The sequence below is a fragment of the Actinoplanes sp. NPDC051537 genome, from assembly GCF_055586105.1.
The window spans coordinates 78,885-92,370 of record NZ_JBVJIU010000011.1; the positions used below are offsets into that span (position 1 = coordinate 78,885).

11 protein-coding genes are annotated in these 13,486 nt (G+C 72.2%); 1 reads left to right on the forward strand and 10 read right to left on the reverse strand.

Annotation, left to right across the window (positions count from 1 at the left end):
- Window positions 1–4: 4 nt before the first annotated feature.
- The 7 genes from mraY to mraZ form a co-directional block, all read right to left on the reverse strand.
- On the reverse strand, window positions 5–1,111 hold the full coding sequence (gene mraY / locus ACZ6TB_RS26670) for a phospho-N-acetylmuramoyl-pentapeptide-transferase (RefSeq protein ID WP_465558143.1): 1,107 nt from the start codon (window positions 1,109–1,111) through the stop codon (window positions 5–7).
- Window positions 1,108–2,493, reverse strand: a complete 1,386-nt coding sequence (locus tag ACZ6TB_RS26675; RefSeq protein WP_465558145.1) for a UDP-N-acetylmuramoyl-tripeptide--D-alanyl-D-alanine ligase — start codon at window positions 2,491–2,493, stop codon at window positions 1,108–1,110. Before ACZ6TB_RS26675 ends, mraY begins: the two co-directional genes overlap by 4 nt.
- Window positions 2,490–3,995 carry a UDP-N-acetylmuramoyl-L-alanyl-D-glutamate--2,6-diaminopimelate ligase gene (locus ACZ6TB_RS26680; protein ID WP_465558147.1) on the reverse strand — a complete coding sequence of 502 codons (1,506 nt, stop codon included), beginning with the start codon at window positions 3,993–3,995 and terminating at the stop codon, window positions 2,490–2,492. The genes ACZ6TB_RS26675 and ACZ6TB_RS26680 overlap by 4 nt, the downstream gene beginning before the upstream one ends.
- Before the next feature lie 57 nt (window positions 3,996–4,052).
- Window positions 4,053–6,458, reverse strand: a complete 2,406-nt coding sequence (locus tag ACZ6TB_RS26685; protein WP_465558149.1) for a peptidoglycan D,D-transpeptidase FtsI family protein — start codon at window positions 6,456–6,458, stop codon at window positions 4,053–4,055.
- A gap of 4 nt (window positions 6,459–6,462) precedes the next feature.
- The gene (gene ftsL / locus ACZ6TB_RS26690; RefSeq protein WP_465558151.1) at window positions 6,463–7,185 is read right to left on the reverse strand and encodes a cell division protein FtsL; all 723 of its coding nucleotides are present in this window, start codon (window positions 7,183–7,185) and stop codon (window positions 6,463–6,465) included.
- A 173-nt stretch (window positions 7,186–7,358) separates the two neighbouring features.
- Window positions 7,359–8,420, reverse strand: coding sequence for a 16S rRNA (cytosine(1402)-N(4))-methyltransferase RsmH (gene rsmH, locus ACZ6TB_RS26695; protein ID WP_465558153.1), 1,062 nt, complete (start codon window positions 8,418–8,420; stop codon window positions 7,359–7,361).
- Window positions 8,421–8,660: 240 nt separating this feature from the next.
- Window positions 8,661–9,092, reverse strand: a complete 432-nt coding sequence (mraZ, locus tag ACZ6TB_RS26700) for a division/cell wall cluster transcriptional repressor MraZ (RefSeq protein ID WP_465558155.1) — start codon at window positions 9,090–9,092, stop codon at window positions 8,661–8,663.
- Window positions 9,093–9,772: 680 nt separating this feature from the next.
- Here mraZ and ACZ6TB_RS26705 point away from each other — a divergent pair.
- Window positions 9,773–10,750, forward strand: coding sequence for a DUF559 domain-containing protein (locus tag ACZ6TB_RS26705; RefSeq protein ID WP_465558157.1), 978 nt, complete (start codon window positions 9,773–9,775; stop codon window positions 10,748–10,750).
- A gap of 11 nt (window positions 10,751–10,761) precedes the next feature.
- On the opposite strand, the gene ACZ6TB_RS26710 is transcribed toward ACZ6TB_RS26705, so the two are convergent.
- The 3 genes from ACZ6TB_RS26710 to ACZ6TB_RS26720 are packed head-to-tail and all read right to left on the reverse strand — an operon-like array spanning window position 10,762 to window position 13,472.
- Entirely contained in the window at window positions 10,762–11,505 is a 744-nt protein-coding gene (locus ACZ6TB_RS26710) for a TVP38/TMEM64 family protein (RefSeq protein ID WP_465558159.1), read from the reverse strand.
- A 40-nt stretch (window positions 11,506–11,545) separates the two neighbouring features.
- Window positions 11,546–12,259, reverse strand: a complete 714-nt coding sequence (locus tag ACZ6TB_RS26715) for a type 1 glutamine amidotransferase (RefSeq protein ID WP_465558161.1) — start codon at window positions 12,257–12,259, stop codon at window positions 11,546–11,548.
- A complete protein-coding gene (locus ACZ6TB_RS26720; RefSeq protein WP_465558614.1) occupies window positions 12,249–13,472 on the reverse strand; it encodes a MurT ligase domain-containing protein in 1,224 nt (407 codons plus the stop codon). Before ACZ6TB_RS26720 ends, ACZ6TB_RS26715 begins: the two co-directional genes overlap by 11 nt.
- Between the last annotated feature and the right edge of the window lie 14 nt (window positions 13,473–13,486).

A 13,486-nucleotide genomic window follows, 5' to 3' on the forward strand; every position in this document is an offset into this window, starting at 1 on the left:
TGACTCACCCCATGACGGCGAGGAAGTCCGAGTAGAACAACCCGAGGCCGATCGCCACGCAGATGCCGGCCACGATCCAGAACCGGACCACGATGTTGACCTCGCTCCACCCGGCCAGCTCGAAATGGTGCTGGAGGGGCGACATCCGGAACACCCGTTTACCGGTCGTCTTGAACGAGATGATCTGGATGACCACCGACATCGTGATGATCACGAAGAGGCCGCCGATGATGATCGACAGCAGCGTGGTGCGGGTCGCCACGGCCAGCCCGCCGATCAGGCCGCCGAGGCCGAGCGCGCCGGTGTCGCCCATGAAGATCCGGGCGGGCGAGGTGTTCCACCACAGGAAGCCCACGCAGGCGGCGGCCGCGGCGGCCGCGATCATGGCGATCTCCAGCGGGTCGCGCACCTGGTAGCAGTAGGCGTTGGCCAGCCGGTAGTCGGTGTCACCGCACCAGTGCCGGTACTGCCAGAAGCCGATCAGCGCGTACGCCCCGAGCACCAGGATCGAGGCGCCGGTGGCGAGGCCGTCGAGGCCGTCGGTGAGGTTCACGCCGTTCGACATCGCCATGATCACGAAGACGAACACGATCACCGAGCCGACCTTGCCGACGTCGAGCCAGCTGACGTCGCGGATGAACGAGATGTGCTCGCTGGCCACGGTCTGACCGTTGGTGCTGGCCACGTAGAGGGCGGCGATGCCGAAGCCGGCGCCGACGATCAGCTGGCCGAGCAGCTTGCCCTTGGCGCTGAGCCCGTCGGAGTTGCGGCGGCGCACCTTGAGGAAGTCGTCGAGGAAGCCGACCACGCCGCAGAAGACGAACAGCCCGAGCAGGACCAGGGCCGTCATGGTCGGCCCCTCCTGCGCGATCTGCCGCTCGGGCAGCGTGGTCAGGGCGACGTGCCCGGCCACGTACGCGAAGACGGTGGCGACGATGAACGCCACGCCGCCCATCGTCGGGGTGCCCTTCTTGCCCTGGTTGCTGGCCAGGCCGAGGCCACCGCGGATCGGCTGGCCGGCCTTGAGCGCGGTGAACACGCGGATGGCCACCGGGGTGCCGAACAGCGAGATGATGAACGCGACCGCGGCCGCGACGATGACTGCCCTCACGGGCGACCCTCCTCAGGACGCAGTCCATCGACCACGTCCCACGTGCGGTACCTGGAACCCTTCACGAGCACGACGTCGCCGGCCCGCAGTTCCCCCCGGACGATCTCGAGCGCGGCGGTCTGATCGTCCGCGAAGATCGCCTCACCGGTCCACCCCTCGACCGTCGCGGCCCCGTCCAGGATCGGACGGGCGTTCTCCGCCACCGCCACCAGCCGGTCGGTGCCGAGCTCGGCGGCCAGCCGGCCGACCTCCTCGTGCCCGGCCCGCTCGTGCTCGCCGAGCTCGGCCATGTAGCCGAGCACCGCGACGCGGCGTCCTTCCGTTCGCATCGCCGCGAGCGCGTGCAGCGCGGCCGCGGTCGACGACGGGTTCGCGTTGTAGGAGTCGTCGATGACCGTGACGCCGTCCGGGCGGGTGAAGACATCCATCCGCCGGCTCGACACGATCCCGATCTCCCCGAGGGCGTTCGCCACGTCGTCGATCTTCATGCCCAGCGACAACGCCACCCCGGCCGCCGCGAGCGTGTTCGCCACCTGGTGCCGCCCGGCCACCCCCAGCCGAACATTTCCGGTTTTTCCGGCAAATCCCAGGGTGTACGCCGCCCGGCCGCGCTCGTCGAGCGTGACCTCGGTGGCCCGGACCGCCGCCTCCGCCGACTCCCCGGTCAGCAGCACCCGCGCGCCCGTCCGCGACGCCATGCCGGCGACCAGCGGATCGTCCGCGTTCAGAATCGCCACCCCGGTCGCCGGCAGCGCCTCGACCAGCTCGCCCTTGGCCCGCGCCGTCCCCTCGACCGAGCCGAACTCGCCGATGTGCGCGGCGCCGACGTTGAGCACCACGCCGACCTCGGGCCGGGCGATCTCACACAGGTATTTGATGTGCCCGATCCCCCGGGCGCCCATCTCGAGCACCAGGAAGCGGGTCTCCTCGGTCGCCTGGAGCACCGTGTACGGGAAGCCCAGCTCGTTGTTGAGCGAGCCGGCCGGCGCGATGGTCGCCCCGAGCCGCCCGAGCAGCTGCCCGATGTAGTCCTTGGTCGTCGTCTTGCCGGACGAGCCGGTCAGCCCCACGATCGTCAGCCCCGGCAGCCGCTCGACGACGGTCCGGGCCAGCGAGGCCAGCGCCACGAGCGGCTCCTCGACCACGACGCCCGGCTCCCCGGTGTCGCGGGTGCTCAGCACGCCGGCCGCACCCTTCGTGACGGCGACCGACGCGTACTCGTGGCCGTCGACCTTCTCGCCCTCGAAGGCGACGAAGAGCCCACCCGGCCCGACCTTGCGGGAGTCGTACTCGACTCCGCCGGTCACCTCCGCCGACGGCGAGGCGTTGACGAGACGCCCGCCGGTCACCTTGGCGATCTCGTCCAGCGTCATGCGAATCAAGAGTCACTCCCCAGCGCGGCCGCGAGCTCGATGCGGTCGTCGAACGGCAGCATCTGCCCGTTCACCTCCTGGCCCCGCTCGTGCCCCTTGCCGAGCAACGCGATCACGTCGCCCGGCCCGGCGAGCCGGACCGCCTCGTCGATGGCGGCGCGCCGGCCGGCCACCTCGATCAATTTTGATGTGCCGCCCGCTTCCTCGGCGCCCCGCCGGACCGCCGCCCGGATCGCGGCCGGGTCCTCGGTGCGCGGGTTGTCATCAGTCACGATTACCAGGTCGGCGCCACGTGCCGCGGCCGCGCCCATCAGCGGCCGCTTGCCCTTGTCGCGGTCGCCACCGGCTCCGATCAGGCAGATCACCCGGCCGCCGCGCCCGGCCGCGAGCTCGCGCAGCGCGGCCAGCGCCGCCACGATCGCGTCCGGCTTGTGCGCGTAGTCGACCACGCCGAGCACCTCGCCCGGCGCCTCCACCCGCTCGAGCCGGCCGGGCACCCCGGGGCAGGCCGCGATGCCGCGGGCCGCCACCGCCGGGTCGACGCCGACCGCCACCAGGGACGCCAGGGCGAGCAGCGCGTTGGCCACGTTGTGCCGGCCGGGCAGCGCGACGCCGGCCTCGACCGTGATCCCGTCCGGGCCGTGCGCCACGAAGCGCTGGCCGAACGCCGACGGCCGCACGCCGGACGCCCACCAGGTGGCCGCGGTGTCGCCGGCCGCCGAATAGCTGATCGTCGACGGCTTGAACAGCGGCCGCAGCGCCGGGTCGTCGAAGTTGAGCACCTCGGCCCGGCTGCGCCCGTCGAACAGGCGCGCCTTGGCCGCGAAGTAGTCGTCGACGTCGGCGTGGAAGTCGAGGTGGTCGAGGCCGAAGTTGGTGTAGCCGCCGACCGCGAACCGCAGCCCGTTGACCCGGCCGATCGCGAGCGCGTGGCTGGACACCTCCATGACCACGGCGGTGACGTCGCGCTCGGCGGCCGCGGCCAGGATCGCCTGCAGGTCGGTCGCCTCCGGCGTCGTGCGCACGCTGGCCACCACCAGGTCGCCGAGGCGCGTCTCGACGGTGCCGATCAGGCCGGTGACCAGGCCCGCCGCCCGCAGTCCGGACTCCACGAGGTAGGCCGTCGAGGTCTTGCCGGCGGTGCCGGTGATGCCGATCATCGTGAGCCGGGCCGACGGGTCGCCGTAGATCGCCGCCGCGGCCGCGCCGAGCACCGCCCGGGGGTCGTCCGCCACCAGCACCGGCAGCCCGGCCGCCAGCGCCCGCTCGCGGCCCGCCTCGTCGGTGAGCACCGCCACCGCGCCGGCGGCGGCCGCGCCCGCGGCGAACTCGGCGCCGTGCCGGTTCGCGCCGGCCAGCGCCGCGTACAGATCGCCGGGGCGAACCTCCTGGCTGCTGTGCGTGATGCCGGTGACCTCGGCGTCACCGCCGGTCAGCACCGCCGGCAACAGCTCGGCCAGGCGCGCCAGTGGTAGCGGCGCGACGGTCTCGGGACGGGGAATGCCGGGCACGGCGTCAGACCCTACCCCGTGCCCGGCAATCGACCGAAAACGCCATGCTGCGTACGCTCATGGATGGATCTTGAAAGTAGGCGCCTTGGTGGCCGACGGCGGCACCCGGTTCTGCAGCAGCGCGAACGACATCATCTTGCTGAACGCCGGCGCCGCCACATCGCCACCGGCGCCGTGCGGCACCTCGGCCGAGACCGCGATGACGAAGCGCGGGTTCTCGGCCGGCGCCATGCCGATGAACGAGCCGTAGTTGCTGCTCGTGTACTGGCCGTCGATCAGCCGCTTGCCGGTGCCGGTCTTGCCCGCCACCCGGTAGCCGTTGACCCGCGCCTGGGTGCCGGTCGCGTCCTGCTCGTCGACCACGGCCTCCATCATCGTGCGCAGCTCCGAGGCCACCTCCGGGCGCAGCACCCGGTGCGTCTGCGGCTGGGCGCCGGGGGTGACCTTGCCGTCCTTGCCCGAGATCATCGCCTTGATCAGGTGCGGCTGGACGTACATGCCGTCGTTCGCGATCGCGGCGTAGGCGGCCGCGATCTGGATCAGCGTGACGTCCATGCTCATGCCGACCGGCACCGAGCCCGACGCCGAGGCGCTCCACTGGTCCGGCGTGAGGATCTTGCCGGGCTGCTCGCCGGCGACGCCCTCGTTGGTCGCCTTCCCGAGGCCGAACTTCTGCTGGTAGTCGTACACCCGCTGCTTGCCCAGCTGGTCCGCGATCATGATGGTGCCGACGTTCGAGGAGAGCGCGAGCAGGCCGGGCATCGTCATCAGCGTGCCCTTCTTCTGCGGGTGGCTGTCCACGAACGGGTAGCCGCCACGCATCAGCCCCGGGCCGATGGCCAGCGTCGACTGCGGCGTGATGATGCCCTCCTGGAGGGCCGCGCCGAAGATGATCGCCTTGTGCACCGAGCCGACGTCGGCCACGACCGCGCTCGGCACGTCCATCCGGTTCTCCGGCGTGTAGTTCTCCGGCTTGGTCGCGTCGTAGGGCGGGAAGCTCGCCTGCGCCAGCACCTCGCCCGTCTTCACGTCGAGCACGACGGCGCCGCCGATCGACGCCTTCCACTCGCGCAGCTGGTCACCCAGGATGCGCTGCACCTCGTACTGGAGATCGGCGTCGATGGTCAGCTCGAGCGACGCGCCCGGCTGCGGCGCCACGTAGCGCTGGTAGCCGCCCGGGATCGGCGAGTTCAGGTCGCCCTTGCCGACCTCGTACTCCTGCTCGCCCGGCGTGCCGCGCAGCAGGGAGTCGTAGCGTGCCTCGAGCCCCTCGAGACCGGAGTTGTCGGCGCCGGTGAAGCCGATCAGGTTGGCGGCCAGGTCGACGCCCGGCACGTCCCGCCGCTCGTCCTGCCGCACCACGATGCCCGCGAGGTCCATCGAGCTGATCTTGTTGCCGACCGAGATGTCGACGCCGTGCGCCAGGAACTCGAAGTGCGACTCGCCGCCGCCCGGCCGCTTGTGCCGGGTCATCAGCGGGACCAGCTTGGACTGCGGGACGCCGATCAGCGGGGCCAGCGTGGCCGCGGTCTGCGTCGGGTTCGTGATCAGCGTCGGGTCGGCGCCGACGTAGCGCGCCTCGACGCTGTGCGCGAGCACGGTGCCGTCCCGGTCGATGATGCTGCCGCGCGGTGCGGGCAGGGTGATGTCGCTGATCCGGGTCGCGCGCAGCTCGATGAGCCGCTTGGCGTCGGCCGGCGACGAGGCGACCTGGAGGACGACCAGGCGAATGCCGATCATCACGAACAGCGAGAGGGCGAGCACGGTGCCCAGGCGCAACCGCCGGGTGGAATTGGCGAGCTTGGGCGGTTCGGGGGCGATGGTGCGAACAGCACGGCTTTTTCCCGTACGCGTATCCCGGCCGGCCCGCGGCCCGACCGGCTCCCGCGTCCGGGCGCCACGCGTCGTGGCCCGTTCCCGGGTCGCGTTTCGGTCCCGGGTCGTGGCCCGCTCCCGGGTCCCGGCCCGTTCCCGGGTCGCCGCCCGGTCCCGGGTCCCGGCCCGCTCCCGGCGGCGGGTCAGCTCGTCGACATCCCGGTCGTCCGGCTCCGGCCGGCGGCTGCGCGGCGGCTCGCGGCGCTCGTCCCGGTTCCGCGCCTTGGCCGCGGTCGTCCGGCTCGCCGCCTTGGGCTCCGGCTTGGACTCGGGCTCGGGCTTGTTCGGGGCCGGGTCGTTCCCGGCCGGGCGGCGCCCGCGCTGGGGACGGCCGCCGTCGAGCACCTGCAGCGCCGGGCGGAACGGGTCGCTGGTGCGGCCCGCGCGCGGCGAGCGGGTGCGCTGGTCGCGCTCGGCCACGGTGCGCCCGCGCGGGGTGTACGCCCGCGCGTCGCCGATGCCGCCGAAGCCGCGGCTCCGGCCGGTCCCGTTCTCGTCGTCCTCGGCGCCGTCGGCGGGGATGTCACGAGACGTGCCGCGCCGGGGCTGAGAGCCCCGGCGCGGTGTGTCGTCGGATCGCGGCGACATGTGGCTAGTGCCCGTCGCCCGTGGCGCCGGTCGCCTTCCCGGCGCCCTTGGTGGCGGCGTCGCCGGCGGTCACGGCCGGCTTGCCGTTCGCCGGCGTGAGCACGCCGATGATCTTGCCGTCGGGCAGCGTGAACAGCGCCGGGTTGTCCGCCTTGACCAGGCCGAGGCGGCGCGCCGCCGCGTCCAGGTTGCCGATGCTGGACACCTCGACCAGCTGGTTGTCCAGATCCTGCCGCTGGGTGTCCAGCTGGGCGTCCTGCTTCTGCAGGTCGGCGATGCGGAACGAGTTCTCGTTGGTCTTGGTGTTGATCAGCAGGATGCCGAGCACCCCGACGATCACCACGCCGATCACCGAGGCCACGAACGGCGCCCGCGGCGCGCTGATCGGCGCCGGCGGCGCGACCCGCAGCCGAGGCGCGCGCGTCTCCTCGCCGGTCTTCAGCGGCTCGGCCTTCGGCTTCGCCACCTTGAGCGGCTCGGCCCTGGCCACGTCGAGGTCGATGAAGGCCTCGGGCTTGAGCGCGGCGGTGCCGTCGACGGGAGCGTCGAACACCGGCCGGCGGCCACCGGCCCGTACGTCCCGCTTGTTCTCGCGCGTCTTGTTCTCGCGCGACTTGCCCTCTCGGCCCTCTCGGCCTTCTCGGTCCGGCGTGGACGTGCGGCTCCGGCCGATCATCGGCTCCGGCCGGCGGCCCTTGCCCCGCGCCAGGTCCGAGCCGCGCGGCATCTTCGCCTCGCCGCCCTCGTCCCGCGCGACCCGCCCGGTCCCTGACTGGCGCGTGTCGTCCGTGAAGTGGCGCGCCCCCCGGGCGTCACTTCGGGCGTCCGCATCGCGTGCCGGCATCGTCCCGCGCTGATCCGTGACCCGGCCCCCCGGCCGCGGCGCGCGCGTGCGCTCGCTCATGCTTTCCCCTCCCCCTCGTCGCGTTCCCCCGGGCGTAACCGCCCTCGTCCCCCGTGCGTTGACATGCGGGGCTGCCGTTCGCGTTCGGCGCCCGATGCCTGGTCCTGCCGGCCGAGGCGTTCCACCGCGCGCAGCTTCACCGAAGCCGCTCGCGGGTTCGCCTCGACCTCCTCGTCGGTGGGCGGCTCGGACCCCTTTGTCAGCAGCCGCAATGTCGGTCCGGTTCCGGGCAGCTCGACCGGCAGGTCGATCGGCCCGGTGCTGCGCGTCCTCGCGACGAGGGCGCGCTTGACGATCCGGTCCTCCAACGATTGGTAGCTCATCACCACAAGTCGGCCTTTAGGCGCCAAGGCGTCCAAAGCGGCCGGTAGTGCCGACTCCAGGGCGGCGAGCTCCCCATTTACCTCAATACGTAACGCCTGAAACGTTCTTTTCGCGGGATTTCCACCCGTTCGTCGCGCGGCGGCCGGGATCGCCTCCTTGACCAGCTCGGCCAGCCGGGCCGTGGAGGTGATCCGCCCCTTCGCCCGCTCCCGCACGATCGCCGAGACGACGCGCGGGGCGAACTTCTCCTCGCCGTACTGCCGCAGGATCCGGACCAGTTCGCCCGGCTCGTACGTGTTGACGACCTCCTCGGCGGTGACCCCGGCGGTCTGGTCCATCCGCATGTCGAGAGGGGCGTCCTGGGCGTACGCGAACCCGCGATCCGCCTCGTCCAGCTGCAACGACGAGACGCCCAGGTCGAACAGGCCACTGTGGATCCGCTCGTACCCGAGGTCGGCGAGCACCTGCGGGAGCTCGTCGTAGACCGCGTGCACGAGATGGGTCCGGGCGCGGAACGGCGCCAGCCGCTGCCGGGCGTGCGCGAGCGCTTCGGTGTCCCGGTCGAGTCCGATGAGGACCACGTCCGGGAAGCGCTCGAGAACGGCCTCGGCGTGCCCACCCAGCCCGAGCGTGAAGTCGACGTGGACGGCGCCGGGCATGTCGAGCGCGGGAGTGAGCAGCTCGAGACAGCGCTCGAGCAGCACGGGCACATGCGTGCCACGAGGCTCCCCCATGTCGACCCCCCTTTGCCACCCCGGCCGTCCTCCATCGCCGCGCATCGGCCCGGACGTCGTCCGTACCGCCAGATCCCCATCCGCTCGTGTCCGTCGGGCGGCCCGTTGCCGGCGGGCCGTTCCTCTCGGACACGCGCCTGGCGCCGGGGAAGAGGCGCCAGGTGCGGGAGCGGCTGGAGATCTCGCAGTACGGCGGCAGTGACGTCCAGGGCCGCAACCGGCCCGGCAGGGTGCCACGCCCTACAGTCCGCCGGGCAGCACCCCCTCCTCGATGTCGGCGAACTCGTCTTCGCTCGCCGCGAGGTAGTCGTCCCAGGACTGCTTGTCCCAGATCTCCACCCGGGTGCTGGCCCCGATCACCACGAGGTCGCGGTCGAGAGCCGCGTATTCCCTCAGGTGCGCCGGGATCGTCACCCGCCCTTGCTTGTCCGGCACCTCGTCATGCGCGCTGGCGAAGAACACCCGGCTGTATGCCCGGGCGGACTTGTTGGTCACCGGCGCCTCACGAAGCTGGCCCGCGATGCGCTGGAACTCCGGCATCGGGAACACGTACAAGCAGCGTTCCTGCCCCTTGGTGATCACGACACCTCCCGCCAGCTCATCTCGGAACTTGGCCGGAAGAATCAGCCGCCCCTTGTCATCGAGGCGCGGGGTATGGGTGCCGAGGAACATCGGCTGTCCACCCCCCTGCCCCAGCGGTTCGCGGTCCGCCTGTCAACTCGGGCCGGCAGGCCTCCCAGGTCCAGTCCCCCTCGACCCTGCCACTGCGCTCCACTCTACTCCACTTCCCTCCACCCGCAAGCGGAATGCGAGCCCCGCCCCGTTGTCAACTAGCGAGAATGCCCAGCTCACCGCGTTGCCCCCGGAGTGGAGCGCATCCCCATGATCATCCCCGTCACGTTCCCGACACCCGCGCTCCAGACCACCCCATACCACCGCAAAATGTCGGATTTCTCCCGCTCCCACGCCCTGTCAACCCCTCCCCGGGAGGAAAGTGGGGCCCCCAGGTGGAGCAAAGTGGAGCCCTCCGCCCCACCAAGCGACACCACCACCCCGCCTCGCGCCGGGCCGCTCCCAAGCAAGCGCCGGCACCCTCCGCCGCCCTGGCCGCAGGCCCCCCGCGCCACGTTGTCGCCGCGCCGCCTCTCCGGCGATCTTGATGACTTCCCGCACCAAGCGAACGGCAAGTCATCAGCGCTCCGCCCGCCCGCCACCCGCGCGCCCACCACCGCCGCGATCTTGATGAGTTGCCGCACGTCTGGAACGGCAAGTCATCAGCCCTTCCGGGTGCTCGCCCGGCGATATCCACAGCGCCGGAGCGCGTGGCGCGCTGGATGGGGCAAGGTCCTCGGGTGCTACCGATTCCGGGCTCCGACGCCGACGAACTCGCCTGGCTGCTGTTCGAACAGGCGGGCGTGCTGACGACCGCGCAGGCCGAGCGGCTCCTCCGGCCGGGGATCGTGCGTTCGCACATTCGTCAGGGGCGGTGGCGCCGGCTGTGCCGTGGCGTTCTGCTCGCCGAGAACGGACTGCTCCGCCACGAGCAGCAACTCTGGGTCGCGGTGCTGGTGTCCGGCCGGGACGCGCACCTGGCCGGCACGACGGCCGCCACCGAGGGCGGCGCGCAGGGGCTCCGGGCGGGCCCGATCCAGGTGATCGTGCCGGCCGATCGGTGCCGGAGCGTACGGCTGCCACGGCTTCCCGGCGACATGCCGGGCGTTCGGGTCCGGCGGACCACGGTGTTCCCCGAGTGGCATCGCCGGCCCGCTCGTCCACCGCGCACCACCATGGCGCGGGCGGTGATCGACGGCGCGTCCTGGGCAGCGAGCGACCACGAGGTGCGCGACCTGATCGCACGGTCCCGCCAGCAGGGTCTGGTCACCGTCGCGGAGTTGCGCGAGGTGCTCGGCCACTTCCCGGCACTTCGCCGCCGGCAGTTGATCAGGACGACGATCGACGACATCGACGGCGGGGCCGCCGCGCTCTCGGAGATCGACCTGTTGCGCCTCTGCCGGCGGTACCGGTTGCCGATGCCCGACCTCCAGCTTCGCCGCACCGACGAATCCGGCCGTAATCGCTTCGTCGATGCGCACTGGACGAGCGCACGCGTCCTGGTCGAGGTCGACGGCAGCCACCACATGGACGTTCAGCACTGGACGGCGGACATGCTCCGGCAGAACCAGATCTGGATAGCCGGCGACCGCATCCTGCGCTTTCCGGCCTGGCTCGTACGATCCGACCCGGCCTCGGTGGCCCGGCAGATCCGCGAGGCACTGCGGCAGCGGGCCGGGGACGCGAAACGGCCCGCCGCGGTGAGCGACGGGCCGTAGAGCGAGGACGGTCAGGCAGCGGCGGCGGCTTCGGCGGCGGCGCGGCGGCGGGCCGAGCGCTTCCAGCGCCACACGATGGTGGTGGTCAAGGTGAAACCGACCAGGGCCGGGGCCAGCGTCAGCGGGCTCATGCCGTGCGGGTTGGCGACCGCGGCCCCGATCACGGCGTAGCTCACGGCGGACGGGATGGAGGCCAGGAACGTGCCGAACAGGTAGCGCTTGCGGCAGACGCTGGTGGTGCCGTAGGCGTACCCGATCAGGCCGAACGGCGCCAGCGGCAGGAAGCGGACCAGGAGCACCGCGGAGAGGCCCCGCTTGTTCAGCCAGCCGTCCAGGCGGGCGAGACGGCCGCCGGACCGCGCGTGCAGCACGCCCCGGCCGGCCCAGCGGCCGGCGTAGTAGGTGGCGGTCGCGGCGATCACCGCGGCGGCCAGGGCCGTCACCGCGCCGGTGGCCGCGCCGAGCAGGGCGCCGCAGGCGATGGTGATGGCGGTGCGCGGGACCAGGACCGACAGCAGGAGGCCGCCGACCACGGCGATCGCGATCGGCGCGACGTGGCCGAGGGCCAGGATCGCGTCGCCGATCTCGCGCAGCGGCAGGAACGCCGCGGCGGCCGCGAGGCCACCCACGACGACACCGAGGACGCCGAACCGGGTCAGGCGGCGCTTCCAGCCCATGGCCGCGGGAGCGGCCGGCACGGGCACGGCGGGAGCGGAGACGGCCGGAGCCGGGAGAGCGAACAGGGTGTCAGTCATGCAGGCGTACCGCCAACCTTGTCGTCGGTTCCATGATCGGTCATGCGCTCGCCGCGGCGAGCCTTTCGGCGCGAAGCCGGTCCGTCCAGGTGTCGTCAACGGGAGGAAGACTATCCGCGCCGATCGCCCAACGCAGTAGCAGATCGGCTATAGCTGGGTTGCGAGCCAGCGCGGGCCCATGGGAGTACGTGCCCAGGATCTTCCCGTGCCATGCGCCCTCGGTCTGCCCGTCGTTGCCGATGCCGGCCGTGACCCGGGCCAGCGGCGAGACGCCGGGGCCCAGGTGGGTGCGGCCGCCGTGGTTCTCGAAGCCGGTGAGCGCCGGCAGCCCCAGCCGCGGGTCGATGTCGCCGCGGATCTCGCCCACGGCCCGGGTCTCGCCGCGGTCGGAGTGCAGGTCGAGCAGCCCGAGCCCGGGGCATTTCGCCCCTTTTGCGAAGAACGAGTGCCCGAACAGCTGGTAACCGGCGCAGATGGCCAGCACGGCGGCGCCCTGGTTGACGGCGCGGTGCACGCCGCCGTCGGCGATCAGGCGCTGCGAGGCGAGGGCCTGCGGCCCGTCCTCACCGCCGCCGATCAAATAGATGTCGGCGCTGGACGGCATCGGCTGGTCCGAGCGGATCTCGTAGGCCTCGACGGGGATGCCCCGCATCGCGGCCCGGCGCGCCAGGATGAGCATGTTGCCGCGGTCGCCGTACGTCGAGAGCAGGTCTGGATAGATCCAGACGATGCGCAGCGTGCTCTCAGTTGACACGGTCCAACTCCGCTCGAATGTCCTGGAACGCCGTGTAGTTGGCGATCACCTCGAGGCGACCGGGCGGAACCGACCGGATGACCTCGTCAAAACTATTCACGTGCCGGAAAGGCACTCCGTTCACCTCGAGACGAACGGCCAGGTCGTACGCGCGATCGCCGGTGATCAGCACGGGCCGGTCCCGCAGCGGCGAGAAGTCGACGTCGTACAGCCACGAGGTGTCGAGACCGTCGGGGTCCCGGGCGTTGACGGAGAGCAGCGTGGGGGCGAGCTCCGCCATGTCGAACGCCTCCAACCAGCTTGCCGGGTTTTTCGCCAGCAGCAAACGGACGTTTCGTCCGTCCCGGTCGACCTGCGCATAACGACCGGCGACGGACGACACAGTCGCGAGTCGCGGCAGAGCCTCTATCGGGCGCACCCCGAACTCGGCCGCCACCGCCAGGGCGGTCGCGGCGTTACCCAGGTTGACCTGCCCGGGGAGCTGGAGCTTGACGAGGTGCCAGTCGCCGCGCGGGTCGATGACACCCTCGTCCTCGACGTGCCACTGGGCCCGCGGGCGGCGCAACGGGCAGCCGGTGCACCACCAGTCGCCGCCGTTGCGCTCGATCGGGTGGCCGCTCTGCGGGCAGACGAAGGAGTCGTCGTGCCAGCGCTGGCCGGCGCTGAACCAGGTGACCTGCCCGCTGCTCCCCTCGGCGGCCCAGACCACCATCGGGTCGTCGGCGTTGGCGACCACGCGCACCTCGGGGTGGCCGGCGAGGGCGTCGCGCCACAGCTGCGCCATCATCGCCACCTCCTTGGCCCGGTCGAGCTGGTCGCGGGAGAGGTTGAGCAGCGCCACCACGCGCGGGCTGGTCGCGTCGATCACCCGGGCCAGGTAGTGCTCGTCGACCTCGAGGACCGCGAACGGCGTGGTGCCGGCCTTGGCGAGGGCCGAGGTGTGGCCGGTCGGCATGTTGGCGCCGAACGAGTTGGTGGCGACCCGGCCCAGCACCTCGAGCGCGGCCGCGGTGAGCCGCGTCGTGGTGGTCTTGCCGTTGGTGCCCGAGACCAGCGCGACCGCGCGGCCGGAGGCCAGGTGGGCGAGGAGATCTGGGTCGATCTTGAGGCCGATCCATCCGCCGATGACCGAGCCGTCGCCGCGTCCCGCGGCCCGAGAAAGCGCGGCCGCGGTCTTCGACACGCCGGTCGCGACCTTGGCCCGCAGGGGCATCTTGCCGTCCGTCA

Excerpts from the sequence above, each read along its gene's own strand:
- ftsL (WP_465558151.1), bottom strand. The coding sequence starts at position 7,185 with ATGCCGCGCGGCTCGGACCTGGCGCGGGGCAAGGGCCGCCGGCCGGAG.
- ACZ6TB_RS26685 (WP_465558149.1), bottom strand. The coding sequence starts at position 6,458 with ATGTCGCCGCGATCCGACGACACACCGCGCCGGGGCTCTCAGCCCCGG.
- ACZ6TB_RS26720 (WP_465558614.1), bottom strand. The coding sequence starts at position 13,472 with ATGCCCCTGCGGGCCAAGGTCGCGACCGGCGTGTCGAAGACCGCGGCC.
- ACZ6TB_RS26710 (WP_465558159.1), bottom strand. The coding sequence starts at position 11,505 with ATGACTGACACCCTGTTCGCTCTCCCGGCTCCGGCCGTCTCCGCTCCC.
- rsmH (WP_465558153.1), bottom strand. The coding sequence starts at position 8,420 with ATGGGGGAGCCTCGTGGCACGCATGTGCCCGTGCTGCTCGAGCGCTGT.
- mraZ (WP_465558155.1), bottom strand. The coding sequence starts at position 9,092 with ATGTTCCTCGGCACCCATACCCCGCGCCTCGATGACAAGGGGCGGCTG.